Annotated in this window: 22 protein-coding genes; 15 read left to right on the top strand and 7 right to left on the bottom strand. The window is 52.8% G+C overall.

Translation table 11 applies throughout. From position 1 onward, the window contains the following. Window positions 1–20 precede the first annotated feature (20 nt). The 5 genes from HMF8227_RS08785 to HMF8227_RS08765 all read right to left on the bottom strand — a co-directional run bounded on the left by HMF8227_RS08785 (window position 21) and on the right by HMF8227_RS08765 (window position 5,178). Complete coding sequence (locus HMF8227_RS08785) at window positions 21–734, bottom strand: SDR family oxidoreductase (protein WP_109339831.1); 714 nt, start codon at window positions 732–734, stop codon at window positions 21–23. A gap of 3 nt (window positions 735–737) precedes the next feature. Next, complete coding sequence (locus HMF8227_RS08780) at window positions 738–1,529, bottom strand: substrate-binding periplasmic protein (RefSeq protein ID WP_162558554.1); 792 nt, start codon at window positions 1,527–1,529, stop codon at window positions 738–740. After that, window positions 1,519–1,956: a nucleoside deaminase gene (locus tag HMF8227_RS08775; protein ID WP_109339829.1), complete on the bottom strand. Its 438-nt coding sequence runs from the start codon at window positions 1,954–1,956 to the stop codon at window positions 1,519–1,521. Before HMF8227_RS08775 ends, HMF8227_RS08780 begins: the two co-directional genes overlap by 11 nt. Window positions 1,957–2,093: 137 nt before the next feature. Continuing rightward, window positions 2,094–4,709, bottom strand: a complete 2,616-nt coding sequence (gene ppc / locus HMF8227_RS08770; protein WP_109339828.1) for a phosphoenolpyruvate carboxylase — start codon at window positions 4,707–4,709, stop codon at window positions 2,094–2,096. Window positions 4,710–4,869: 160 nt separating this feature from the next. Next, on the bottom strand, window positions 4,870–5,178 hold the full coding sequence (locus tag HMF8227_RS08765) for an isoamylase early set domain-containing protein (protein ID WP_109339827.1): 309 nt from the start codon (window positions 5,176–5,178) through the stop codon (window positions 4,870–4,872). 306 nt (window positions 5,179–5,484) lie between these two features. On the opposite strand from HMF8227_RS08765, the gene HMF8227_RS08760 reads away from it, so the two are divergent. The 5 genes from HMF8227_RS08760 to HMF8227_RS08740 all read left to right on the top strand — a co-directional run bounded on the left by HMF8227_RS08760 (window position 5,485) and on the right by HMF8227_RS08740 (window position 12,998). Then, window positions 5,485–6,696 carry an efflux RND transporter periplasmic adaptor subunit gene (locus tag HMF8227_RS08760; protein ID WP_109339826.1) on the top strand — a complete coding sequence of 404 codons (1,212 nt, stop codon included), beginning with the start codon at window positions 5,485–5,487 and terminating at the stop codon, window positions 6,694–6,696. Further along, complete coding sequence (locus HMF8227_RS08755) at window positions 6,693–9,851, top strand: efflux RND transporter permease subunit (protein WP_109339825.1); 3,159 nt, start codon at window positions 6,693–6,695, stop codon at window positions 9,849–9,851. The genes HMF8227_RS08760 and HMF8227_RS08755 overlap by 4 nt, the downstream gene beginning before the upstream one ends. Before the next feature lie 233 nt (window positions 9,852–10,084). After that, the gene (locus HMF8227_RS08750) at window positions 10,085–10,642 is read left to right on the top strand and encodes a GbsR/MarR family transcriptional regulator (protein WP_109339824.1); all 558 of its coding nucleotides are present in this window, start codon (window positions 10,085–10,087) and stop codon (window positions 10,640–10,642) included. An 8-nt stretch (window positions 10,643–10,650) separates the two neighbouring features. Further along, on the top strand, window positions 10,651–12,006 hold the full coding sequence (locus HMF8227_RS08745; RefSeq protein ID WP_109341053.1) for a cytochrome ubiquinol oxidase subunit I: 1,356 nt from the start codon (window positions 10,651–10,653) through the stop codon (window positions 12,004–12,006). Beyond that, a complete protein-coding gene (locus HMF8227_RS08740) occupies window positions 12,006–12,998 on the top strand; it encodes a cytochrome d ubiquinol oxidase subunit II (RefSeq protein ID WP_109339823.1) in 993 nt (330 codons plus the stop codon). The genes HMF8227_RS08745 and HMF8227_RS08740 overlap by 1 nt, the downstream gene beginning before the upstream one ends. Here HMF8227_RS08740 and HMF8227_RS08735 read toward each other — a convergent pair. Continuing rightward, a complete protein-coding gene (locus HMF8227_RS08735) occupies window positions 12,992–13,621 on the bottom strand; it encodes a glutathione S-transferase family protein (RefSeq protein WP_109339822.1) in 630 nt (209 codons plus the stop codon). The genes HMF8227_RS08740 and HMF8227_RS08735 overlap by 7 nt on opposite strands. A gap of 151 nt (window positions 13,622–13,772) precedes the next feature. On the opposite strand from HMF8227_RS08735, the gene HMF8227_RS08730 reads away from it, so the two are divergent. The 9 genes from HMF8227_RS08730 (at window position 13,773) to HMF8227_RS08695 (ending at window position 21,252) form a co-directional block, all read left to right on the top strand. Then, window positions 13,773–15,932, top strand: coding sequence for a S46 family peptidase (locus tag HMF8227_RS08730; protein ID WP_109339821.1), 2,160 nt, complete (start codon window positions 13,773–13,775; stop codon window positions 15,930–15,932). A 1,168-nt stretch (window positions 15,933–17,100) separates the two neighbouring features. Then, window positions 17,101–17,475 (top strand): hypothetical protein, encoded by a 375-nt coding sequence (locus HMF8227_RS08725; protein ID WP_109339820.1) that lies wholly within the window; start codon window positions 17,101–17,103, stop codon window positions 17,473–17,475. 118 nt (window positions 17,476–17,593) lie between these two features. Then, window positions 17,594–17,920: a hypothetical protein gene (locus HMF8227_RS08720; RefSeq protein WP_109339819.1), complete on the top strand. Its 327-nt coding sequence runs from the start codon at window positions 17,594–17,596 to the stop codon at window positions 17,918–17,920. Window positions 17,921–18,034: 114 nt separating this feature from the next. Next, window positions 18,035–18,289 (top strand): hypothetical protein, encoded by a 255-nt coding sequence (locus HMF8227_RS15060; RefSeq protein WP_162558553.1) that lies wholly within the window; start codon window positions 18,035–18,037, stop codon window positions 18,287–18,289. A 26-nt stretch (window positions 18,290–18,315) separates the two neighbouring features. Further along, entirely contained in the window at window positions 18,316–18,432 is a 117-nt protein-coding gene (locus HMF8227_RS15310) for a DUF1737 domain-containing protein (protein ID WP_109339818.1), read from the top strand. 157 nt (window positions 18,433–18,589) lie between these two features. After that, entirely contained in the window at window positions 18,590–18,835 is a 246-nt protein-coding gene (locus tag HMF8227_RS08710; RefSeq protein ID WP_162558552.1) for a hypothetical protein, read from the top strand. Window positions 18,836–19,010: 175 nt separating this feature from the next. Then, window positions 19,011–19,607, top strand: a complete 597-nt coding sequence (locus HMF8227_RS08705) for a hypothetical protein (RefSeq protein ID WP_162558551.1) — start codon at window positions 19,011–19,013, stop codon at window positions 19,605–19,607. 108 nt (window positions 19,608–19,715) lie between these two features. Next, the gene (locus HMF8227_RS08700; RefSeq protein ID WP_109339815.1) at window positions 19,716–20,735 is read left to right on the top strand and encodes a sodium:calcium antiporter; all 1,020 of its coding nucleotides are present in this window, start codon (window positions 19,716–19,718) and stop codon (window positions 20,733–20,735) included. An 88-nt stretch (window positions 20,736–20,823) separates the two neighbouring features. Beyond that, window positions 20,824–21,252, top strand: coding sequence for a hypothetical protein (locus tag HMF8227_RS08695; RefSeq protein ID WP_109339814.1), 429 nt, complete (start codon window positions 20,824–20,826; stop codon window positions 21,250–21,252). 75 nt (window positions 21,253–21,327) lie between these two features. Here the strand turns inward: HMF8227_RS08695 and cysZ are convergent, their stop codons facing one another. Continuing rightward, a complete protein-coding gene (gene cysZ / locus HMF8227_RS08690) occupies window positions 21,328–22,071 on the bottom strand; it encodes a sulfate transporter CysZ (protein WP_109339813.1) in 744 nt (247 codons plus the stop codon). A gap of 143 nt (window positions 22,072–22,214) precedes the next feature. Here cysZ and smc point away from each other — a divergent pair, with 143 nt between their 5' ends. Beyond that, complete coding sequence (gene smc, locus HMF8227_RS08685; protein ID WP_109339812.1) at window positions 22,215–25,682, top strand: chromosome segregation protein SMC; 3,468 nt, start codon at window positions 22,215–22,217, stop codon at window positions 25,680–25,682. Window positions 25,683–25,688 lie beyond the last annotated feature (6 nt).

Raw genomic sequence — 25,688 nt, 5'->3', positions numbered from 1 at the left:
CCCTGGTCTCATGGTCAGTGCTAAAAACCCCACAAGCCGATATTGTCGATCTTAAGCCGTCGAGGCTGTTGAAGCAGATAGACGGCCATCTCAGCCAAATCTTCATTTTGAATCAATCCCGGGTCAACCGCTTCATCCGCTTGTCGCTGTGATTGAATCAGCGCCGGGTTTAGGGAGTGCACATGAATGCCGTACTGACGAACCTCTTCCTGCAGGGCCTTGCCTAATCCAACCATGGCGAACTTAGAAGCGCAGTAGACGCCCGCGTTGGCGTAGCCATTAAGTGCTGCCTGGGAGGCGATATTCAGCACATAGCCCTCGCGGTTCTCTATCATGGCAGGTACAAAGGCCTTGCACATCAGGTAGCACCCTTTGACATTGGTGTCCATTACCTCATCCCAGTCTGACTCCGGCGTATCCACGATCAGCGTTTCCTTTCCAAAACCGCTGTTGTTGATCAGTACGTGTATCGTTCCAAACTGCTTCAACACCTGCTGTTTAAAGTTCTCGACTTGTGAGGCGTCACTGACATCGCAAACCTGGCCGAAAATATTGTTATTGCCGAAACGGCCGCCAAGTTCCGTGAGCGTTTGATCGATGGTGCTGGCGGTGCGCCCACAGATAGCAACCTTCATACCTTGTTCGAGTAGTGCCTCGGTGAGACTGCGTCCCAGTCCTTTGCCGCCGCCGCTAATCACGGCAACCTTATTAGTCAGAGGGTAATGATCCCGCATGAATTACCTCGATGTTGAGTTGTGAGTGGTTGAGGTGAACTCGTCCAGTTCATATTGCTGCAAAAGGCGGGCTAATTGTCCGTTTTGCTTGAGCTTTTGCAACATTTGGTTAAAAGCCGTCAGTGGGATCGGTCCTTTTTCACGCAGTAGGGCACCGTGTTGATAGCTTTGATCGTAATGTTCCGAGTAATAGAGTTCGTCGCGGTATTCAGGGTGCTTGCGGAGATAGTAAAGGAAATAGGCTTTATCCACGATCCCAATATCGGCTTTCTCCTGAACGATTAACTCGATCACTTTTTGCTGATTCTTGACCAAGTGAATCGAGAACGTCTGGGTCAGGTAGTCCACATCGGAATTAAAGTCGGCGAAACCATAATGATAGCCAAGCACACCGAGTAAACGTTTATCGGTTATATCGTTAAAGTAGTCTTGATTGCGCCTGGTTTTGAGTTGGGTGATCATGATTTCGCCCCCGCTCACAAAGCGCTGAGATTCCAGCAGCGGGTAATTTTGCCATCCCCACAGAACTTGTTCGAAGAAGATAACGTCAAACTCGCCGCTGGCAAAGTCTTTATAGCGCCGCCGTGCCGTAGTGGGCGTCAGGACAAAGTGGTAACGGGTCTGGACTTCATTTAACAGCTTGACCAGTGCCACCGTCGGGCCTTCAAAGCCCTGATTGGTCTCAACAGCATAGGGGGGGTAATCGTATACCCCAACCTTGATCGTTGTTTCCGCCGCGGCTGCCGATATTATCCACAAACCTGCTAAGAGCAGGACCCCCAGTCTATTCGCCAATATCTTCATTCCAAAGCTCAGGATGCTGGCGAATAAAATCCTGCATCAGTTGCACGCAAGTTGGGTCCTGAACGACCTCTAACTCAACACCGCGTGAACGGAGCAGGGTTTCCTCGCCCATAAAGGTTTGGTTTTCGCCGATGATAACTTTAGGAATTCCATACAACAGAATAGCCCCGCTGCACATGGCGCAGGGGGAAAGAGTGGTGTATAGGACCGACTCCTTATAAACCCGGGCCGGATGGCGTCCGGCGTTTTCCAGCGCGTCCATCTCACCATGTAAGATACTGCTGCCTTGCTGGACCCGGCGGTTATGACCCGCGCCAATAATATTGCCCTGATGCACCAGCACCGAGCCGATGGGAATGCCGCCTTCGTTGAGTCCCTTCTGAGCTTGTTCGATAGCGGCAGCCAGAAATGCATCCATAAACGCGCCTCTTTCAACTCAGTCGTGATTTCAGTCTATGTCAGGCGAGTTTTAAAGGGAAGTGGCGAACATTGATTTCGCGGAAACTCAATGAGCTGGAGCACAGCCCTCCCGACAAGGCGGGAGGGCTTTACAGGTTAGCCGGTATTTCGCATACCAATGGCGATACCGGCAATAGTGACCATCATGGCCTTTTGCTGGATGGGATCATCCTGCTTGGCCTTGCGGATCCGGTCCAGCAACTCTATCTGAAGCAGGTGCAGCGGCTCCAGATAATCGGCCCGAATTTGCATGGACTGCTTACCCTGAGGATCCTGCTCCATTACGCTGGTTTGTTTCATCAGTTCTAACAGCAGACTCTGGCTATGAGCCAACTCGTCACGCAGGCGTTGCCCAAAGTGTTGTAACTCTTCGGGTACCAGACGCTTATCGTACTGTTCGGCGATATTAGGGTCGGCCTTGGCAAACACCATATCCAACATGGACAGGCGGGTTTGGAAAAAAGGCCAGTCGTTGAGCATTTCTTCCAGGGTTGCTTTATTGCCCTGATCGATGGCGACCTGAACCGCCTTCATAACACCCAGCCACGACGGAAGCACCATACGGTTTTGCGCCCAGGCGAAGATCCATGGAATGGCCCTCAGGCTTTCCACTCCGCCGTCAGGCTTACGCTTGGACGGGCGGCTGCCTAGGGGCAGTTTGCCCAATTCGCTTTCTGGAGTTGCTACTCTGAAATAAGGCACAAACTCGGGGTCATCACGCACCACGCCGCGGTAGTTATCCCGTCCATCGGCAGCCATGCTAGTGATCAGCTCACGCCAATGTTCCTTTGGTGCGGGTGGTGGCAACAACATGCCCTCTAAGATAGCGCTGGCATAGAGTTTAAAACTGCGCTTGGCCAGCGCAGGCATGCCAAATTTATAGCGAATCGTTTCACCCTGTTCGGTGACCCGGAAGCCGCCTTTCAGCGAGCCGGGAGGCTGAGACAGGATGGCTGCGTGCGCAGGCAGACCGCCGCGACCAATGGTGCCGCCGCGGCCGTGGAATAAGGTTAACTCCACATTATGCTCGTCGGTCAGGGCCACCAGTTTTTCCTGGGCCTGATACTGCGCCCAACCTGCGGCCAGGGCACCCGCGTCCTTGGCGGAATCGGAATAACCGATCATCACATACTGTTTGCCATTGACATAACCCCGGTACCAGTCGTTATCCAGCAGCTTGCCAATTACCTCCGGAGCGTTATTGAGATCTTCCAGGGTTTCAAACAGCGGTGAAATCGGCATCGGCCAGTCGATGCCTGCTTCCTGCAACAATAGCTGTACGCACATCACATCTGAGGGCAGGCTGGCCATGGAAATAATGTAAATGCCCAAAGCGTCTTCGCTGGTTTGGGCCAAGACCCGGCAAGTCTCAAGCACTTCACGTACGTTGTCCGAGGGTTGCCAGTTGCGGGGAAACAGCGGACGTTTGGATGTCAGTTCCCGCATCAGGAACGACTGCTTGTCCTCCTCGCTCCAGCTCAGATAATCGCCCAGTCCCAGGTAGCGGGTTACTTCGCTGAGAACCTCGCTGTGACGTTCCGAGTGTTGGCGTACATCCAGCTTTAAAAGGTGGATACCAAAACTGTGAGCCCGACGAATGGTATCCAGCAGTTCACTGTTAGCCACCACTTCCAGCCCCGTATCCATCAGCGATCGATAACACAGCATCAAGGGGTCCAGTAACTCCGACTGATGCTGAATCCAGTGCTTCGGATTGACCGGCTCGCCGGCCAACCAGGCGTCGATGCCTTCAAAAGTCGTTTGCAGCTTATCTCTTAGCTGGCCTAAGAGCTTGCGGTAAGGCTCACCGGCGTTACCGACCTCGGCCATTAAGTCTTCAGAACCATGGCTCATGGACAGCTCTACCTGCAATTGACTGATGTCCTTATGGAACAACCGCGCGGCACGCTGGCGGGCAAGCAGCAGCACGCGCTCGGTGATGTCAGCCGTGACAAAAGGGTTACCATCGCGGTCGCCGCCCATCCAGGAGGAGAACCGAATTGGGGCTGAATCGATGGGCAGGCTACGGCCATACTGTTGTTGCAGGTTATCGTCCAGATCCCGCAGGAAGTCCGGCACCGCATCCCACAGCGAGTTTTCGATCACAGAAAAGCCCCATTTGGCTTCGTCTACGGGCGTTGGTCGTTCCGAGCGAATCTCCTCGGTATGCCAGGCTTGTGTGATTAGAGCCGCAATGCGAGTGCTGAGTTTGAGACGTTCCTTTTCATCCAGCGCATCATGGTGTAAGTGTTTCAGACAGTCGGCCAGTTCACTGTATTTGTGAATGAGCGTGCGGCGGGTCACCTCCGTTGGATGGGCGGTGAGCACCAAATCCATCTGTAGCTGGCTTAGAGCCTGATCGAAGTCGGTGTCATTAAAACTGGCTTGATTGAGCTTATCGGCCAGACTCTCCAATGGATCACTGCTGTGCTGGGAACTGTTAAACTCCTGTTCAGCAATGTTGGCCAGATTCAAAAACTGAGCAAAGGCCCGGCCAACCGTGAGCAGGGACTGATCGTCCAGGCTCTGAAATAGATCCTGTAACTGACCCGCTGCGTCTTTATCCCCCTGATGGGCTTTGCGGCCATTGATACGGACTTGTTCGATGCGTTCCAACCAGTCTTCGCCCAGCTGGGCCTTAATGGTTTCGCCCAGTATGCTGCCCATTTCTCTGACAGTATCCATTAACTGATGGTCGATCGTTTGGCTCATCGCTGCCTCCGGTTTTTGATTTTGTAATTTTATTACAATAAAGCCTTGGCGCTAAAAAGTGAACACCGGACTGGCTTTCGGAGCCTGAAGGCGGTGTAAAGCGCGACAAAAACGCCTGCCAGGGGCAGGCGTCAGGACTGTTTGATAGAGTATAGAGGGTCTAAACCCGGATGACTGAGTTATCGTCGTAAGAAACGGGAGATGGACGGTAGGCATCCGCATGCCAGTCGTTCTCCCATTGGCTGTCGTCCAGTAAATAACGGAACTGATACTCTTTATCTTTGGGGAGTTCTAAAGTGGTGGTGAAGTCGCCGCTTTTCAAGCGCTTCATGGGACTGGACTGATAATCCCACTGATTAAAGTCTCCCAGCAGGCGCACCTGTCGGGCCTGACCAGCCTCGTCTTTTTTCAGGCGAAAGGTCACCTTGCACACTGGTTTGGTTTTCAGGTATTGCTTCTTAACGCTCATGACTCAGGGTTCCTTCTGTAATAAAATTACAAAATAGTTATAGCACGTCCGTCTAAAAAAGCAGCGATCAATTTCGCATAAAAAACAAACTTTCTGATCTTAGTAAACAATTTGTTACCGGTCGGAAAATGTGTCGTCAGGGGTAACAAATACTCCGGCGCTGTCATACCGAGTGCCCCGGGCAGCGGCTTTCTTAAGCCAAATTCTTTCTGACATAAAATTTAACATTTGCTGACATCTTTTCGGGTTTGGATCGGGTTACAATAACGTCAGTTTACGATGAGCCAAGTTCATAAGGATTCAGTGATGAACCGCACTATAAAGAAAGTACTGTTACCCATTGGCATTTTAGGCATTGCCGTGGTGATTGCCGGAGTCATGATGGCCAGCCGTCAGCCGCCGGAGAAGGAACAAAAAGAAACCAAACCCTTCCTGGTGGATGCCGAACCAGTGAGCAAAACCGATATTCACTTTATGGTGGACTCGCAGGGAACCGTAAAACCCAAGGTTCAGACGGTCCTCAGTGCTCAGGTAGGTGGAAAAGTGGAGGCCATCGCTGACGAGTTTATTGAAGGCGGTATGTTTAAAAAGGGTGATGTGCTGGTGCAGCTTGAACAGGCCGATTACATCACCGAACTCAAAAGTGCCGAGGCCGAGCTGGCTCGCGCCAGTGCTGCGCTTGAAGAAGAGCAGGCCAGAGGTAAGGTGGCCGAAGAGGAATGGCGCTCGGTGGACTCCAGCACGCCGCCGGAGCTGGGCCTGCGCAAGCCTCAGCTAGCTAAGGAAAAAGCCAATGTCAGCGCCGCAGAAGCCATGGTGGAGCGGGCGCGTCGTAATCTGGAACGCACCGTTATTCGCGCGCCATACGATGGCTTGGTCAAAGCAAAGAATGTGGATATTGGTCAATATGTGAATCCCGGCAGTCAGCTAGGGATGATCTATGGCACTCAGGTGGCCGAGGTGCGTCTGCCGCTCAGTGACAGCGACCTGGCTTACTTAGAGCTGCCGCAGAATGAGGGCGAGGCAAAGGTGACGTTAAGCGCTAATGTAGCCGGACGCTCCGTTAACTGGGAAGCGAAACTGGTTCGTAGTGAGGGTGTGGTGGATCCGGACAGCCGGGTGATTTATGCCATCGCCGAAGTGCAGGACCCCTATCAGCGTGACCAGTCACAAGCCAGTGCTCCGTTGAAGTTTGGCCGTTTTGTGCAGGCGACTATTGAGGGCAATCAAGCCGAAGACATAGTGGTACTGCCACGCAATGTGTTGCGGCTGGATGGCACCGTACTGGTGGTCGGCGACGATCGCCAGTTAGACATCCGTGAAGTGACGGTGCAGCGTGCCGATGAGCGCTATGTTTATGTCAGCGGTGGCCTGCAAAGTGGTGATCTGGTTACCAGCACCGCTATACCTAATCCATATGAAGGCATGGTGGTTCGTTTGCCCGATGATAAGTCACCCAGTGGGGATCTGGATGAAGAGAGCGCCACAGAACTGGCCAGCGCAGGAGAAAACCCATGAGTATGATTGACACTCATAAAGGCCTGATTGCCTGGTTTGCGCGCAATTCGGTCGCGGCTAACCTGTTGATGCTGGTGATCATCATCGGCGGAATCATGGCAGCCTTCACCATTAAAAAGCAGATCTTCCCTACCTTTGATCGGAATGTGGTTAATGTGCGAGTTCCCTATCTGGGGGCTGCGCCGCAGGAAGTGGAAGAAGGCGTACTGATTAAGATTGAAGAAGCCATCAAGGACATTGAAGGCATTAAGAAGGTGACCTCCACTGCCAATGAGGGCATGGGCACGGTCACCATTGAAGTCCAGGATGGTTATGATACTCAGGTATTGTTGGATGAAGTCAAAGTCCAGGTGGATGCCATTCCCAGCTTTCCGGAGAACACCGAAAAACCGGTGATCTACCGACTTAAGAATACTGAAACCGTGCTCTGGGTTGCGCTCTACGGCGAAGCGACCGAACGCCAGTTAAAGGAGGCGGCCAAGTCACTGCGTGATGAGATTGCCAATCTTCCGGGCATCAGCTCGGTAGAAGTGGTGGGCGATCGCAATTATGAAATGGCCATCGAGATCTCTGAAGCACGCATGCAGGAATACGGCCTCACGTTTCAGGAGGTGGTGCAGGCGGTGCGTCAGTCGTCTATCGACTTGCCCGGCGGCTCCATTCGCTCTGATGACGGAGATATCCTGCTGCGGGCCAAGGGGCAGGCCTACCGGGGTAACGAATTTGCCAATCTGGTTCTCATTACCCGCCCCGACGGGACTCGCTTAAAGCTGGGCGATATCGCAACGATTCGTGATGGCTTTGTGGAAGACCAAAACTTTGCTCAGTTTGATGGTAAGGAGACGGTCAATGTGCGGGTACGTAGCGTGGGCGATCAAAACTCGCTGGAGATCTCGAAGACGGTTAACGGCTACCTGAACAAGAAGCGCGATGAGTTGCCCAACAATATCCAGGCCGATGTCTGGGGCGATGGCTCCTTTTATCTGGCAGACCGCCTGAATATGATGTTGTCCAACATGGGTATGGGCGCGCTCTTGGTGTTTCTGGTGCTGTCGCTGTTTTTAAAGATTCGTCTGGCGTTCTGGGTCATTGTGGGTCTGCCGGTCTGTTTCTTAGGCACTCTGCTACTGATGCCCACCGAAATGCTGGGGCTATCGATCAATATGATCAGCCTGTTCGGCTTTATTCTGGTGCTGGGGATTGTGGTGGACGATGCCATCATTATGGGGGAGTCCGCCTACTCAGAAATAGATCGTAAGGGTCACAGTGCTGACAGCGTGATAACTGGGGTCAAGCGAGTCGCTATGCCTGCCACCTTCGGGGTGCTTACCACTGTCGCGGCCTTTACACCCATGCTGATGGTGCCTGGGGACTTTGGCATTATCTGGCAGACCATCGGCTGGGTGGTGATTCTTTGTCTGATGTTCTCACTGGTGGAGTCCAAGCTGATTCTGCCAGCCCACTTAGTGCATATGAAATCCGAGCCCTACGACCCGGCCAAAGCCAACCGCTTGCAGAAGTTTCGCGATATCTTCGCCGAAGGCATCAAGGTATTTGTGCAAAATAAGTACAAGCCCTTTGTTGAGCGGGCCATCCGTAATCGCTATACCACGTTGGCGACGTTTGTGGCGGCGCTGATATTAACCATCGGTTTGTTCGGTGGTGGCATGGTGCGCTTTGTGTTCTTCCCGGATATTCCCAGCGATTTTATGCAGGGCTCTATTGAGTTGCAGCCCGGCTCGTCCATCAGTCAGCGAAATCAGGCTATCGACAGGATGCTTGAAGCACTGTATGACATGGATGACAGAGTTAAGCAGGAAACTGGCGAAAGCGTCGTAAAGCATGCCATGGCCTTTGACCAGGGCAACAACGCTGGCGTGGTGTTTGTGGAATTGTCCAAGGGGGAAACCCGCGAAATTACCGCCTTCGAGATTCAGGATCGCTGGCGTGAAGCCATGCCAGAGATCCCGGGTTTGAAAACCCTGGATATTGGTTCTGGCGGCATGGGGCCGGGGGGGAGTGACATTGTTCTGCAGTTCTCCGGCACCGACCTGACCAAACTGCGTGAAGCCACCGATGAAGTCAAAAACTATCTGAGTAGCTTCGATGGCGTGGTGGACATTAACGATAACTTCAGCGGTGGCAGCGATGAAGTACGCCTGAAAATTAAGCCCCAGGCTGAAGCGCTGGGCCTGAATCTGGCCTCGCTTGCGCAGCAGGTGCGCTATGGTTTCTATGGTGCCGAAGCACAGCGTATTCAGCGCGGCGACGAAGAAGTTAAAGTGATGGTGCGCTATCCCCAGAATGAACGGACCTCCATCGGCCATCTTGAGAATATGCGTGTGCGTACTCCTTCCGGGGAAGAGGTGCCGTTCTCGGAAGTGGCTGATATCGAGCTGGGTGAGGGCTACGGCTCCATTATTCGCATCAATGGTGTGCGTTCGATTACGGTCTCGGCCAAGGTGGACAAAGCGCGGGTAGAGCCAGACAAGGTGGTCGGGGAAGTTCGCGAGAGCTTTATTCCCGAATTGCTGGAGCGTTACCCGAGCGTGTCTTTTGGCCTGGAAGGCGCATCCAAGGAACAGGGTGAAGCTCTGGCCAGTCTGGCACAGGGCGCACTGTTTGCCTTGTTTGCCATCTATGCCTTGATGGCTATTCCGTTGAAGTCCTATGCTCAGCCGCTGATCATCATGTCGGTGATCCCCTTTGGTATTGTCGGTGCTATTGTCGGACACTTGATGCTAGGCCATGCGGTGAGCGTGTTGTCGCTATGTGGCATTATTGCCTTGTCCGGTGTGGTGGTGAACGACAGCCTGATTATGGTGGATTTTGTGAACCGTGCCCGACGCGAAGGACATCACTTGTTCGATGCTGCCGTGCAGGCGGGAACCCAACGTTTCCGAGCCATTGTGTTGACCTCTCTGACCACCTTTATGGGCTTGATGCCGATTGTTTTTGAGCGCAGTTTGCAGGCGCAGATTGTGATCCCAATGGCCATCTCTCTGGCGTTCGGCATTCTGTTTGCGACCGTCATCACTCTGATTCTGGTGCCTTGTCTGTACCTGATTCTCAATGATGTTCGCCGACTGTTTGGTGGCGGTGAGAGAGTGTTGACCGATGCTCAGGCCACCGAACTCAGTTCAGCGAAGGGATAACTTAAAACCCGGACAAACAAAAAATATAAGCAAGCCCCAAATTTACAGACCCTGTGCGGCGATGCCGCCGCGCAGGTGCCCCAACGAAAGGGGGGAGTCTGTGAATGGGGGCTTTTTTTGTACCTATTCCCCCTTTTTCTATCGTTCTTTTTTCATTGTGTCCTGCCTAAAACTTGATCTGGTTCAATTTATATTTTAAATTTTCAGTAATTTCTGAAAGTACGGTAATTATTATGAAGTTGACGCCGCAGGTAGAAGATTGCGTGGTTCATTTTGGTGAGATGGGTAGCCGCTGGGGGTTCAATCGTACTGTGGGCCAGATGCTGGCCTTGATTGTTTTTACCGAGCACGCGCTGAATGCCGATCAGATCGCCGAAGCCTTAGGTGTATCCCGGGGCAACGTCAGTATGGCTACCAAGGAGTTGCAGAGTTGGCAGCTCATCCGTACTCAGCGTAAGCCGGGGGACCGCAAGGATTACTACGTGCCGAATGGCTCGTTGTGGCAGCTGGCGCAGCGGGTAATGGCCGAGCGGAAAAAGCGTGAGGTGGACCCAACTCTGTCTATGTTGCGCGGCGCACTGATGGATGCGGATCAAAATGACACCTCAGAACATGCTCAGCAGCGTCTGCAGGAGATGCACGACCTGTTGGAGCTATTCTGTCACTGGTTTGATGATATGCAAACCATGCGTCCGGAACACCTGCAGTCGCTAATGAAGCTGGGCACCGGAGTGGGTAAGCTGTTGCAGTTTTCCGATCGCATTCGGCCAGGTCGGGAGGATGCCTCATGAATGACATACTGGCCGACACCCTGATGCTGTCGCGCATTCAGTTTGCCGCGAACATTAGCTTCCATATCCTGTTTCCCACCATTACTATCGCGCTGGCCTGGCTACTGGCTTACTTTAAGCTGCGTCATGATTTGTCCGGCCATCCCGTGTGGATGCGCATCTACCGTTTTTGGGTCAAGGTGTTTGCACTGACTTTTGCCCTGGGGGTGGTCAGCGGCATCACCATGAGCTTCCAGTTTGGGACTAACTGGCCCGGGTTTATGGAAAAGGTCGGCAATGTGGCCGGACCGCTGCTGGGCTACGAGGTGCTGACCGCCTTTTTTATGGAAGCGACCTTTCTGGGCGTCATGTTGTTTGGCCGTCACCGGGTGCCGAACTGGCTGCATACTCTGGCGACCTTCCTCGTGGCCATCGGCACGACATTATCGGCCTTCTGGATTTTGTCACTGAACAGCTGGATGCACACACCCGACGGCTTTGAAATGATTGACGGTGTGGTGCACCCCACTGACTGGTGGGCCATTATCTTTAATCCTTCCATGCCATATCGACTAGCGCATATGCTGCTGGCTTCGGCGCTCACTGCCTGTTTTTTCATGGCTGGAATCTCGGCTTATCGCCTACTCAAAGGCGATACCAAGCAGGCACCTAAGACGGCGCTGCGCACCAGTATGCTGATTGCGGCATTACTGGTGCCTGTGCAGGTGTGGGTGGGCGACCTGCACGGCCTGAATACCCTGGAGCATCAGCCACAAAAGATTGCCGCGGTTGAAGGCGTCTGGCATACGCAGCAGGGCGCGCCGCTGGTGTTGTTAGGCTGGCCCGATGAATATGCCAAGACGACCCATTGGGCGGTGCAGGTGCCCGGACTGGCAAGCCTCATCCTGACGCATGACTGGCAAGGTGAGCTGCAAGGTCTGGATAGCTTTGAACACCATCCGCCGGTGAAGCCTCTTTTTTTGGGTTTTCGCCTGATGGTAGGTATTGGCCTGGCGATGCTGGTAGTCAGCTGGCTTAGCAGTGTCTGGCTTTATCGGCGAGACCGGCTGCCAAATTGGTTATTGCGAGTTTTGGTAGTGATGACCATCTCCGGCTGGGGGGCCACGCTGGCGGGTTGGTATGTCACCGAAGTTGGTCGTCAGCCCTGGCTGGTGACTGGCGTATTGAAAACCGCCGATGCCGTTACGGCAGTGCCAACGGCACATGTGGGGATCTCTCTGACGATCTATTTAACGGTGTACGCGCTGTTGTTGGTGGCCTATGTGCACACCCTGTTTTATATGGCGCGTAAGTCGGTAGAAGTCGCGGAATTTGACGACAGCGAATTAAACAGTCCGGCGTATGCCGGGGTTAAGGAGGCCTGATGCAAGACTATCTACCGGAAATATTCTTAGGCCTTCTGGGGCTGGCGACGCTGATTTACGCCATTTTGGATGGTTATGATCTGGGCGTGGGTATTTTACTGCCCATGAGCGAAGAGCCCTGGCGGGATACCATGGTTGCTTCCATTGGACCGTTCTGGGATGCCAATGAAACCTGGTTGGTACTGGCGGTGGGCATCATGCTGATAGCCTTTCCTCAGGCTCATTCTCTGGTGCTGACCGAGCTTTATCTGCCCACAGCCCTACTGCTGGTGGGCCTAATCCTGCGAGGCGTAGCTTTTGACTTTCGCGCCAAAGCCGTCACGGCCTTGAGGCGGCGTTGGGACTGGGCCTTTAAAGCCGGCTCGTTACTGGCGTCATTATCTCAGGGCTACATGCTTGGCCGTTATGTGCTGGGTTTTGAACCTGGTTTGGCGGCGCACAGTTTTGCCCTGTTAAGTGCCGTTTGCGTAAGCGCCGCCTATGCCTATATTGGTGGCGCCTGGCTGGTGATGAAAACCGAGGGCGAACTGCAGAAACGGGCTGCGTTCTGGACACGCCGGGCCGGTTGGTTAGCCATCCTGGGCCTGGTGGCCATTTCTGTGGTTAATCCCCTGGTCAGTCCCATGGTGGCCGAGCGCTGGTTGACGCTGCCTGCAATGATCTTACTGGTGCCCATTCCGCTCATGTGTCTGGCATTGGTCTTTTTGGTGGATCGTTACCTGCGACAGGTGCCGACACAGGACGATGTGGGTTATTGGTTCCCCTTTGCCGGGGTGGCAGGCTTGTTTGTACTGAGTTTTTTTGGCCTTGCCTACAGCTTTTTCCCCTATGTGGTGCCGGGACAGTTAACTGCCGCAGAGGCAGCCAGTGCCGACAGTGCACTGGCCTTTATCGGTGTTGGCGTAGCGATTGTGCTGCCCTGCATTCTGGCCTACACGGTGTTCGTGTATCGCATCTTTAACGGTAAGGCCAGCGAACTGCGTTATCACTGATTATGTTGCCTGGCTTCGTTCAGCCACTGACGAATGGGCGAAAGCGATCGGATGCGCTGAAAATACTGCTGTAGCTCAGCGCTGCCCGGTTCAATATCATAAATATGAAACCGCAGTACAATGGGCGCAAACATGGCATCGGCAATGCTAAATTCACCAAATAAAAAGGGACCGCCGTAGTTTTGCAGACAATTCTGCATCAGGTCCTGCAGGCGCTGTATTTCGGCTTCCAGTTTTGGCGAGGCCGGGTAATCGGCCAGATGCAATCGGCAGTCGAACGGCAGGGTGGTGCGCACCAAAATAAACTCGGCGTGCATCTCGTTGCTGATCGAGCGGGCGTGAGCGCGTCGCCCACGATCGTCTGGCCAGCCTCTTATGCCGGGAAAAACCTCGGCTAAATATTCCATAATTGCCAGCGAATCCCATACCACTGTATCGCCGTGTTTGAGCACCGGCAATTTGCCCGATGGGGAGTGTTGCTTTAACTTTTTTGCAGTGCGGCCTTGTTCAGTCGACAGAACCTGCTCGTCGAAATCAATGTCGTTCATTTTCATTAATAGCCAGGGCCGCAGTGACCAGGACGCGGTGGCCTTATTGCCGATAGTCAGTGTGAGTGTTGCCATAACTGCTCCGTTGGACGCATGTCATTGTTGCTCATCATGCCGGTGAAAGTGAGTAATATTTTGTTACTTTTAAGCATCCCGCTTTCTAATGAATTTAGTATGCTATTTGATTGCGATCTGTACGCAAAATTCTAACGACAGGAACATAATAATGAAAAAATTCACTTCAGCCTTGCTGTTGATGCTGAGCTTCACCGCCAGCGCCGACGAGGGCATGTGGCAGCCGCATCAGTTGCCGGAGCTGGAATCTATCCTCAAGCAAAAGGGACTGGAGATAGACCCCAAAAACATCTCCAAGCTCACCGAGTTTCCCATGAATGCGGTGATCAGCCTTGGCGGCTGCACCGCTTCTTTTGTTAGCCCCAAGGGCCTGGTGGTGACCAATCACCACTGCGCCTATGGCAGCATTCAGTATAACTCCACCCCTGAAAACAATTATCTGGAAAACGGCTTCCTGGCCGGAGCGTTACAGCAGGAGCTACCCGCTGCGCCGGGCTCACGTATGTATGTGACCGAAGAAGTGACCGATGTTACCGCCAGTATCAAGGAAGATCTGGACGAGGATCTCAGCGGACAACAGCGCTATCAGCTTATCGATCAGCGCAGCAAGTCGCTGGTGTCTGAATGTGAACAGGACGAAGGCTATCGCTGTGAGGTCTACAGCTTCCACGGCGGGCTGGAGTATTACCTGATCAAGGCGCTGGAGATCCGCGATGTGCGACTGGTGTATGCACCCAGCATGTCGGTAGGTAAATACGGCGGCGATATCGACAACTGGATGTGGCCGCGCCAGACCGGGGATTTTTCCTTCTATCGCGCCTATGTGGGCCCGGATGGTCAACCGGCCGATTATAGCGAAGATAACAAGCCGTTCACGCCGCCGAGCTTTTTAAAAGTGTCTGCCAAGGGAGTAGAGCGGGGTGACTTTGTGATGGTGGCCGGTTACCCGGGGCGCACTAATCGCTATCGTACCGCCGATGAAGTGGAAGCCGCCTTTACCTATTCTTATCCGACGGCTAAGCAATACCGTGAGGAAATGATCGATGTGATCAAAACCACGGCCCCTGAAGGCAGTGATGCGCGGATAAAGTACGAGAGCACCATTGCCGGTTTGGCCAACTACGCCAAAAACTATGGCAGCATGATCCAAAGCTACGAGCGCAGCGGCTTTCAGCAGCAAAAGCAGGCCTTTGAAAATGGTCTGATGGACTGGCTGAACCAAAGCGAGGCGCGTCTGGCCCATTTCGGTGGCGCCATCGACGAGCTGCAAGCCTTAATCGAAGCCGAGCAGGCACATCAGCAGCGTGATCTGGCCATGGGGTATATCAACCGCACAGCCTTGCTGCCAACGGCCCAGCGCCTTTATCGTCTGGCCCACGAGCGCCAAAAGCCGGATATGGAGCGCGAGAGTGGCTACCAACAGCGGGACATGAAACGCTTCGAGCAGAGTATGACCCGTCTGTCGCGTCGTTTCGATGCCGAAGTAGATAAGGCCGTATTGCTGCACTTTATTAAAAACTATCAGCAACTGCCCGAGTCTCAGCACATCGCCGAGTTTGACGCCTTCTTCGGCCTGGGTGATGGCTTCGACGAGGCCAAACTACGCGATAAGCTTAACGCCATGTACGCCAACACCGAACTGGATGAGGAAGACGCGCGTCTGAAGTGGATGAACGCCTCGGTAGAGGCGTTTAAAAACAGCGACGACCCCTTTATCCAATACGCGGTCACCATGTACGACAAGGCGATGACCATGGAAGCCGAAGAAAAGGAACGCAGTGGTCAGTTTCAGGCGCTGCGTCCGGCTTACATGGAGGCGGTTATCGCCTACATGGAAAGCCTGGGCAAACCTGTGTACGCCGATGCTAACAGCACCTTGCGCGTGACCTATGGCAACGTGAAAGGCTATTCGCCTAAAGATGGTGTGTATATGACACCGTTCACCTCGCTACGCGGACTGCTGCAGAAGGAAACCGGCGAGGAGCCATTTAACTCGCCCGATAAGCTGCTGAAGCTGGCCGACAAGGAATTCCACGGCGGCTATGAACTGGAAAGCCTGGACTCGGTGCCGGTGAACTTCCTAAGCACCGTGGACACCACCGGCGGTAACTCCGGCTCGGCCACCATGAACGGTAAGGCGGAGCTGGTGGGCCTGTTGTTTGACGGTGTGTACGAGAGCATTATCGGCGACTGGCACTTTGACGATAATCTGAATCGTTCCATCCACGTGGACAGCCGCTATATGCTCTACATCATGGAGCATGTGGACGAAGCGGATAACCTGCTCGAAGAGATGGTGATCGTCGAGTAAGGTCCTGTGAGCTTTGCCATCGCAAAGCTCAATAAAGTAAGACCACACACCGCCATCCGGCGGTGTGTTTGTTTTTGGGGTTAAATGAACGTCGCCCCGAATGTGGCTTAGTGCTTCGACAATACTGTCACCCCGGCGAAGGCCGGGGTCCAGTCCTTTGAGTTTTCGGAGTATCCCGAATCCTGCTTTTGAGGTGGATTTCACCTCTGGCCTCCATGCCGGATACGACACGCCCTCCTTGGCGCGCCGCCCTGTTTGTCAGCTCACAAACAGGGGAAAAGACCGAGGTGGCCCGTGGACACCCTAAAGGTGCTGGTCAGGCTTGCAAAAAGCGGGTCGCTCACACTCACTCCCTGTTCGTCTTCGCTCAAATCTCTCCCTGATATTTGCCCCACTTTTTCCGGCGCCTGCCCGCCACAGGGTGTTTTAACGGGCCAAAAGCAAAACCGAAAGTTACGTCTCAATCATGAAGCTAATGAGGTGTTGAAAGTAATGACTGGTAGTTGGGTTGACTCCCTGGTCGCTTTGACTTTCCCTTGACGAAACAAGGCTCAATCGAACGCGAAATCCTGGACGATTTCGCGAGGCGATAGCCTCGCAGGATGCTATCTTTAGCCGGTTCGATGCGGTCAGATCCTTGATTCGGCAAGGTTCCCGGAAAGTCAGCAGCGACTAAAGACCTTTTCGCCCCTTTTTACTCGTATCGTCCTGATACTCGCCCTAAAGGGCTGTCGTCGCTTCGCTCCAACGTTCAACGCTTTTCCCGAAAGCGTTGTGGTCTGTCTAAAAGGGGCGGGCTCGCCCGGACGGCGAGTCATACCCAGCAGGGAAAACCCGAGTCATATAGCTCACCGCTTATACAGGTATAATAGAGTTTGCATCGAAACCGGTGCCACGCCGCTATTAAAACGCTCGCTTTCTCCAAAGCCATCCTTTTATCTGGCTGATACTAAAAGGTTTTTTGACAAGCTTGTGTTTTTAGCGAGCGCTCGGTTAGACTGTGCTCACTTTCTACATAAATTCTGGTGCATGGCAACCTGCCAACTAGCCATTAAAGGATTGTTTTAAAAGGAGTTATTCAATGCACCTTCTCCAAATAAGCTCCCAGCTCTCTGTATTTATCGCGCGTGCACACTAATAACTGTTATGTGCTCATGGAGGGGTGTAGTTGATATCTATTTTTATTACTGCAATTTTGGTTGGCTTTGTCTTTTTGGAATTAGGTTACCTAATAATAAAGCGCTTTAAGATTAGTGGTTTAATCTTCTTCGCTATTTTTGTATTTATAAGTCTATATTACTATGCTTATTTTTTTGAGGCTTCTGACTACGGAAGAGAAAATAGAGCATCAATGCTGTTGGTGGTTAATGCAATTGTTTATTCAGTACCTTTAGTAATAATGTTCAGCATAATTGTCTTTAGTAAGAAAAAGCCTGATAACATTCAACATATAATAGCTGCGATATCATCAATGTTACTGGGGTTATTGTTTCCTGTTTTTGCATTGCTAACTGCTTGTAGTGTAGGCGCAGATTGCCTTTAAAAGCACATAACAAGCTGTTCAAGCGGGACAAATTACAGTTGGCTGGTTCCGCTCCGCTTCACATTTTAGCCAACTACAATTTGCCCCTTAACAGGGCGTTATATTTCATGGAGGAAACTTGGGTACATTAAATTTTTTCTATAAGAACCCCATCACCTGGGGATTGCTTTTAGCCTTACTTCAAGTATGGGTAGCGATAGTTATTGAGCCAAATTCAGAAAGACTGGAAAGAGAACTAGCTCCATTCGAAGAACTCAAAATTGAAATTCAGCACAACAGTAAACTTGTTGATTTGGTGGAATCACAGCAAGCGAAGTTTGAATACAAAAATGAAGTAATCATAGCGCTTTCCGCATTTCAAAAAACCATGGGTGGTTTTGCCGCAGCAATGCTAGCCGTGTTTTTGTATCTCTCATTCCGACGCTACCAAAGAGACAATCTATGAAACATAACAAAACAAATCAACCGGACACATCCGCGTTGGCTGTTTTAAAGTTTAGCCAACTCGTCTGTGTCGGTTATTTGAAGCGTTAGAGTACTAATCATATAGGGATACAAAATGACTAATTCTTTATCTATGCCAGGTATAAGTTCAAAGTACAAAGGAGCAGATGGACAACCTGCGAGTTTCCTATCAGGACTTTGGCATGGACTTTTACTGCCCATCTTTTTCCTTGTTAGCCTTTTTAACGATAAGGTTAGTATTTATGAGACCAATAATAATGGTAACTGGTACCACTTTGGCCTTGTAGTTGGTATATATGGTTTTGCTGGTAATACAATTAATATAACTTTTGGCACCGCCTTACTCTAACAAGGCCGTTAAACAATGGCTGGCAGTTGCATGGCAGTCCGACTCTCACCTTTAATGGGCAGACGCCAATCGCTGGGCAGGCGTTGGTCAAGGACGTCGAGGGGGAAGCGTTTAGTCAGGATATAAACCTGCGTACCTACTGAGTCTCGACAGTAAGGCCCTTGAGGGAAGTATCAATGTCTATGGATAACGACAGCGCGATGAAATCTGGATTATTGAACTCGGGTTTGCTGATTCTGGCCGCCATGCTTAGCGGCGTGTCGTTGTCCATAGTGACGTTTGATACGGGTTAAACTCCTGTTGCTGATCTACTCTCTGGCTTCTTACGTGGTGCTGATTGTTCTGCGAAACAAGCTGGCGTCGAGCATCTATCTGGTGGCGGCCGGTATTATGTTGGCTTTGGATGGCTACACCCTCTATTCCATGCATTTTCGTCAGGGCGGCGGCAGTACTGCAGCCTTGGTGCTTTTCTACCTACCCACTGTCAAACTATTATTGGTGTTACCTTTGGCGTTCGTGGTTTCCAAAGTGCGCAAAGTCAACTGATCGTTTATCGGGTGAGTTGTAAGCCAACTGACACATGCCGGTGGCTTTTAATTGAATCGGGATAGCATTGCCATATTGGTTCGACGGGCAGAACTAAGGTATAAGTTCTGAATAGTCGCTCGCCGGTCACGGGGCCAGCGTGAAATGGGTGAATAGAACTGTTTGGGGGAATCGAGTGGATAGCAAAAGCTACATGTTAGGACGTCAGCTTAGTACATCGGATAGCAAGCGCTTTGAGTCTAACCGGGAACAGGTGGCTAACGAGTTGCGCGGCTGTCAGGAGCGTACCTTGCAGACATTGGTCCCAACCATCATCGCAGTAGGACTTATCGCCATAGCCGACCGTGAGAACTTTGCCTTAATCACCCTGGTCTCGTCGTTTGCCGTCTTGTTCTGTTCGGGGCTTTATCTGGCCAGCCTGGCGTATAAGATTTTCCGTAATGGCGCGTACTTAACAGCTTTGGATGAGCTTGATCCCGAAAGCGCTGTCCATTCATGGGGGGCGGCCTTGTCACGCTTTCATGAATTGTCACAACCGCCTCGCATTATTGGTTATGAAACAACCACAGTGGCGCTTATTTATGCGGTGTTCTCGGGGGCATTCTTTCTCATGTTTTATGAAATCCATCTGTTGCTGGCATCCGCGCTGGCATTGGTTTTGTTTGCGGTGGCATTGCGACTGTTTCTGATCCCCCGAAACGGTGCCAGTTACCTTAATGACTGGCGACAGGTTTTAAAGGATATAGAGCTGGCAGACGACACTAACGCTTAAAGGTGGACTATTTGCATCGTTAGTACGCCTGACAATCCCCCTTCCGCTCACTTCGCGGCTATCCGTTCTCTGATATACACTTGGCGATAAAGAGCAAGGGAGAGGGCGGTGTTTTCATCCTTGGTATACAGCATTGCGGCGTTTAGCGCGGCGGCCCTGGTGATCGTGGTGGCAGGCAGTCTGCTGGCGAAATGGGCCGATACCCTGGCCGACAGAACGGGATTGGGCGAGGCGCTGTTTGGGGTGTTATTGCTCGCCGGCATTACCTCTTTGCCCGATTTCGCGGCGACCCTGAGTGCGGCCATGGATGCACGACCCGATCTCGCTATGAGTAATGTGATGGGTAGCATGGCGGTGAATCTGGTGTTTTTGGGGATTGCCGATATCGTTTACCGTCGCGCCAATCTGGAACACGCTGCCGCCTCCGATGTGAACCTGCTACTGGCCGCCTTGTTGATCGTACTTCTGACCTTGCCCATCTTAGCGATTGTGACACCAATGCCAGCGCAGTGGGTGGTGCATCCGGTGACTCCGGTTATTGTCGGAGCCTATCTGTTTGGTCTTCGCCTGGTCCACCATAGCCGCGAGAAGCCCATGTGGTTTCCACGAATGACACATCAAACCGTTGCCGACAAACCGGAAAAACGTCCTCGTGGACAAACCATGACGGTCTGGATCGGGTTTATCACTATGGCGCTGATAACCGGTGTGGCAGGCTGGGTGTTGATGGAAGCGGCCAAACACATCGCCGATCAGGGCGGAGTGTCCGATACGCTGGTGGGGGGCATATTGACCGCCATAGCGACCTCGACTCCGGAACTGGTCACCACCATTGCGGCCATACGTCTGGGCGCGCTGACACTGGCGGTCAGTAATATCTTTGGTACCAATTGCTTCAATATGCTGGTCATTGCTGCGGCGGATATTGGCTATAGCGGGGGAGCTATTTATCACGATATGGCGTCGGTTCAGATGACCTGGGGATTGGTGAGTATTCTGATGACGGCCATCTTGTTACTGGGTATGTTACGGCGCGAAACCTATGGCATTGGCCGAATCGGCTTTGAAAGTGCGTCAGTTTTGCTGGTTTACATAGGCACGCTCGGCGTGATGATCACAGCCAGTTGATGGTAGCCGACAAGCGAAACATGCTAGCGTAGTATAAAGCATTACCCATACTGAAGGTCTGGGAGCGATAACAGTTTAAGGAGAAACGATGGGCAAAGGCTATTATCTTGTTTTACTACTGTGTTTTCTCACGGCCAATGGTGATCTCATAAAGGCAACCATTTTTCCCCACTTAAGAAGTTACCTGCCTTTTACCTTTTGGGAATATATGGGCAATCTTTTGTTTAACCTTGTGCCATTGGTGATTCCACTGCTGTTTCTGGGCCTGTATCACATGGTGCATAACAAACAGGCAAAAATCGGTGCATGGGCCAGTTTGGTTGGCAGTTATCTGGCTTATATCTACCTTGTATTTGAGCTCTGGGCGCCAATAGCGGAGGGCGCGAGGATGAGCTCGACATTTGCAATCGGTGTCGTGTTCTCGCTCATCTATGCAAATTTGGCAGGGTTGGGATCGGGTCTTGTGGGGATTATGGCAGTGGTGGCATTTTCCAAATCACTGCGGGCTGGGAGTTAGCCGGGTATGTTGCCCTTCCAGTGGCCAAATAGCGAGGACCCTGTCATAGCAGGGCCCCCGGTATGGTGTTATGACTCAGAGGGTATCTTTACGAATCTCATCCACCCACATGGCAGTGGCACCGCAGACCGCCACCGGCATCACCAGGAAGTTGACGATGGGAATCATGGAAAACAGCGCAACGGTGGCACCAAAGCCGATGGATTTACCCTTGCGGCGGCTGAGCTGGTTGCGCATCTCGCGAAAGGTCACCTTGTGGTTATCGAACGGATAGTCCAGATACTGAATGGCCATCATCCACGCCGTAAAGATAAACCAGATGATTTGGCCCACCACCGGCAGTAAAAACCACAGGATCAGAAAGCCAATAGCGCGGGGAATGTAGTACACGAGCTTAGTCCACTCGCGTCCCACAGTGCGCGGCACATCTTTCATCAGGCCCACTAGCCCTTCGTCGTTCAGAGTGCGGCCGCTAAGTTTTTTTTCCACCTTCTCGGCCAACATGCCGTTAAAGGGCGCGGCAATAAAGTTGGCGATGGTGGTAAACAGGTAGGAGAAAGTCACCAGTATCATCAGTACTGCCAGCGGCCAGAGAATGTAGATCAGCGCATCGCGCAACCAGCTTAAAAAGCCGGGAATAAAGCCCAGTACCCAGTTAATGGCCGGGTCAATTTGCTGGAACAGATAATAAAAGGCCACCGAAAACAGCAGCAGGTTGACCATCAACGGGATAAACACAAATCGCTTGAGACCCTTGGTGAAGATCAAGTCAAAGCCTTGCATAAAGTAGGCGGGGCCGCTCTTGGGCTGTGTCTGCATAGTGCTGAGTCCTTGTTGTTGCTTTTATTCAGAGAGTACCTAAGCATGGGGGCAGATACCACAGGTTCAATTGTTACAGATCGTGACTTTTGGTAGAGTCAGGTGACTTACAGCGAACAATAATAATAGCGCTAACTCCATCCATGCGGCTGAAACGAATCAAGCTGGCCGGGTTCAAGTCTTTTGTGGACCCTACAGCCATCCCCTTTCCGGACGACATGACCGCCATTGTCGGTCCGAACGGCTGTGGAAAGTCCAATGTGATCGATGCGGTGCGCTGGGTATTAGGAGAAAGCTCGGCCAAAAACCTGCGCGGCGATGCCATGACCGATGTGATTTTTAACGGATCTTCGGCGCGTAAGCCGGTCTCGCAGTGCAGTGTGGAGCTGGTGTTTGACAACTCCTCCGGCCGCATCCAGGGCGAATACGCCAGCTATAACGAGCTGTCGGTCAAGCGGGTGGTGACCCGCGATGCCCAGTCAAATTATTACCTGAACAGCAGTAAATGCCGCCGCCGGGATGTAACCGACCTCTTCTTGGGCACGGGCCTGGGTCCGCGCAGCTACGCCATTATCGAACAGGGCATGATCTCGCGCCTGATTGAGTCCAAGCCTCAGGAGCTTCGGGTGTTTATCGAAGAGGCGGCGGGCATCTCCAAATACAAGGAGCGCCGACGGGAGACGGAAAATCGCATCAGGCACACCCGCGAGAATCTGGAGCGACTGGAAGATGTACTCACCGAGTTGGATCAGCAGTTGCAAAAACTTCAGCGACAGGCCGCTGCGGCTAAGCGCTATAAGGCCCTTAAAGCCGATGAGCGTAAATACAAAACCGAACTGGCGGCGCTGCGCTGGCTGAAATACAACAAGCTGATGGACGAGCTGGACCAGCGCATGGCCAGGCAGGATACCGACATCGAACAGTTTATCGCTCAGCAGCGCGGTGACGAGCGCGGCATCATCGAGCATCAGCAGCGCCAGGACGATCTCAAACAACGACTGGATACGCTGCAAAATCAGATGTTTAAGCTGGGTAACGAGATTACCCGTATCGAGCAGACTCAGCTCCACAGCCGTCAGCGCAAGCAGCAAATAGAGCAGGAACTGTCCCGTCTGGCGGGCGAGTTGGAACAGCATCAGAGCGCCTTAGGCGAACAGCAGGAACAGCTGGAGCAATGCCAGTGGCAGCTCGAAGAGGTCGGTCCGGAAGCGGAGCTGCTTAACGAGCAGACCGAGGATGTGGCCGAGCGGTTGGCCTCGTTAGAGCAGCAGATGGCGGAGAAAAACGCCGGTTGGCGAGCACAGGAACAGGCGTTTTACCAACAGCAACAACAGCTCAGCGGCAAACAGCAGCAGATCCAGTCCCAGCAGACACTTATCAGCCGTGCCCGCCAGCGTGCCGAGGAATTACAGCAGCAACTCGGTGAACTGGATGGCGGTGAACTTGAGCAGCAATTAACACGTCTGCAAGCACAGCATAGAGAGGCTGAACAGCAGCATCAAAAAGGTCAGGAAGAGGTCAACCAGGCCCTAGAACACGCCGAGCAGGCCAAGGCTAAGCTACAGCAGGCCCATCAACAGTGGCAGGACTGCCGTGAGCAGCGTCAGCAGAGCAAGGCACGTCTGACCTCATTAAAGACGTTACAGGAATCGGCCGCCGAGCAGGGCGATGCCATCAATGACTGGCTTGAGAGTCAGGACGAGCCCGTTAAACAGGCCTGGCAGATGATCAGTGCCGAACCGGGCTGGGAAAAAGCTCTGGAAACGGCACTGTCTCAGTGGCTGGCCACTCCCGTGATCACACAGGGACAGAGCCCCGATATCGCCGGTAGCCGCTGGCTCTTTGCCGAAGGCTTTACCCGGAATAAGCCTGGCGGGACGTTGGCAGCGAAGGTGTTAAGCGAGCAGGTACCGGGTTGGCTGACCCAGATCCACTGTGCCGAGTCGGGCGAGCAGGCGAAACAACTTTTAAGCGAATTACCAGCGGGGCAAAGTGTCATTACCGCCCAAGGCTTGTGGCAGGGGCCGGACTGGCAGGTTCAGGGCGTGGCCGAGCAGAATGCCGGTATGCTCGACCGGGCCAGCGAGATTCGTCAGTTGCAGGGCGAACTGGCGAATTTAGAAGCTCGGGAAACACAATTGGACGAGCAGGTGCAGCACGCCCAACACAGCCTGGAGCAGGCCGAAGAGGCGCTGGCCGAAAAACGTCACGACCATCGCCAACAGGAATTACAGGCTGCGTCCCTTAAACAGCAGACCGAGCACGTGCAGCAACAGTATCAAAGTCTGCAAGACACCCACACTCGTTTGGAGCAGCAATACCAGCGTCAGCTTGATGAGATTGAGCAGGACCAGGAGCAGGTCTCTCAATTGGCAGAGCAAGTGGAAGAGCTGAGTTTACAACTGGAAGAGCAGCAATCCACTCAGCAGAGTGTAGAAAATGAACGTGAGCAACTGCAAAGCCAGCTAATTCAGCTCAGGGAACAACACAACAGCCTGCGCTCGCAGGCCCATGACAAGGCCATGCAGCGCCAGCAGCTGCAAAACCAGTATCAAAACGCCGAGCAGGGCATTCACCGGCATAAAGAACAACTGACTCAGGTGCAGGAGCGCCAGCAAGCGCTGCGCGAAGAGCTGATGGAGCTGGAAATGCCCATTGGCGAGCAGGGGGAAGAGTTGCAATTGTTGTTGGAGCAGCAGGGCGAACTGGAACAGCAAAAAGGCCAGCTCAATGAATCCCTGGCCGAGGTGGAACAGTGGTTGACCGACGCCCAGAAAGACCAACAAGGCGTACAGGATAAGATCGCGCAAATGAAAGAGCAGCGACAGAGCCTGCAGCTGGAATACGAAGGCCACCGGGTACGGGCCAATTCGGTTTTGGAGCAACTTCAGGAAATGGATCAGGCGTTAAAGCCGGTGCTGGAAAACCTTGACCCCGAGGCGGAAGAAGACGTCTGGCAACAGGCGCTGGATAAGACCACCGCGGCGGTCTCCCGCCTGGGCGCGGTAAACCTGGCCGCTGTGGAAGAATATGAGTCTCAGGCAGAGCGTAAGGCGCATCTGGATACTCAGCAGCAGGATCTGAACGAGGCGCTGGAAACTCTGGAGTCGGCCATTCGTAAGATCGACCGGGAAACCCGAGCCCGCTTTAAGGAGACCTTCGAGCAGGTCAATGAAGACCTGAAAATGCTGTTCCCCAAGGTGTTCGGCGGCGGTGCGGCCTATCTGGACCTCACCGATGATGACTTGTTAGAAACCGGTGTTACCATCATGGCGAGACCACCGGGCAAGAAAAATAGCACTATTCACCTTCTCAGTGGTGGAGAAAAAGCCCTGACCGCTTTATCATTGGTGTTTGCAATTTTCCGACTCAATCCAGCGCCGTTTTGCTTGCTGGATGAAGTGGATGCACCGCTGGATGACGCCAACGTGGGGCGCTTTTGTAAGCTGGTCTCCGAGATGTCCAAGAGTGTGCAATTTATTTATATCACCCATAACAAGATTGCGATGGAGATGGCGACTCATCTTACTGGCGTCACCATGGCCGAGCCCGGTGTGTCTCGGATGGTGTCAGTGGATGTGGATGAAGCCGTGGCCCTCGCCGAATTATAATAAGTG

The sequence above is a fragment of the Saliniradius amylolyticus genome (assembly GCF_003143555.1).
Taxonomy (GTDB): Bacteria; Pseudomonadota; Gammaproteobacteria; order Enterobacterales; family Alteromonadaceae; genus Saliniradius; species Saliniradius amylolyticus.
The sequence above is the reverse complement of the archived record's forward strand: the minus strand, read 5'-3'. Positions and strand labels throughout refer to the sequence as shown.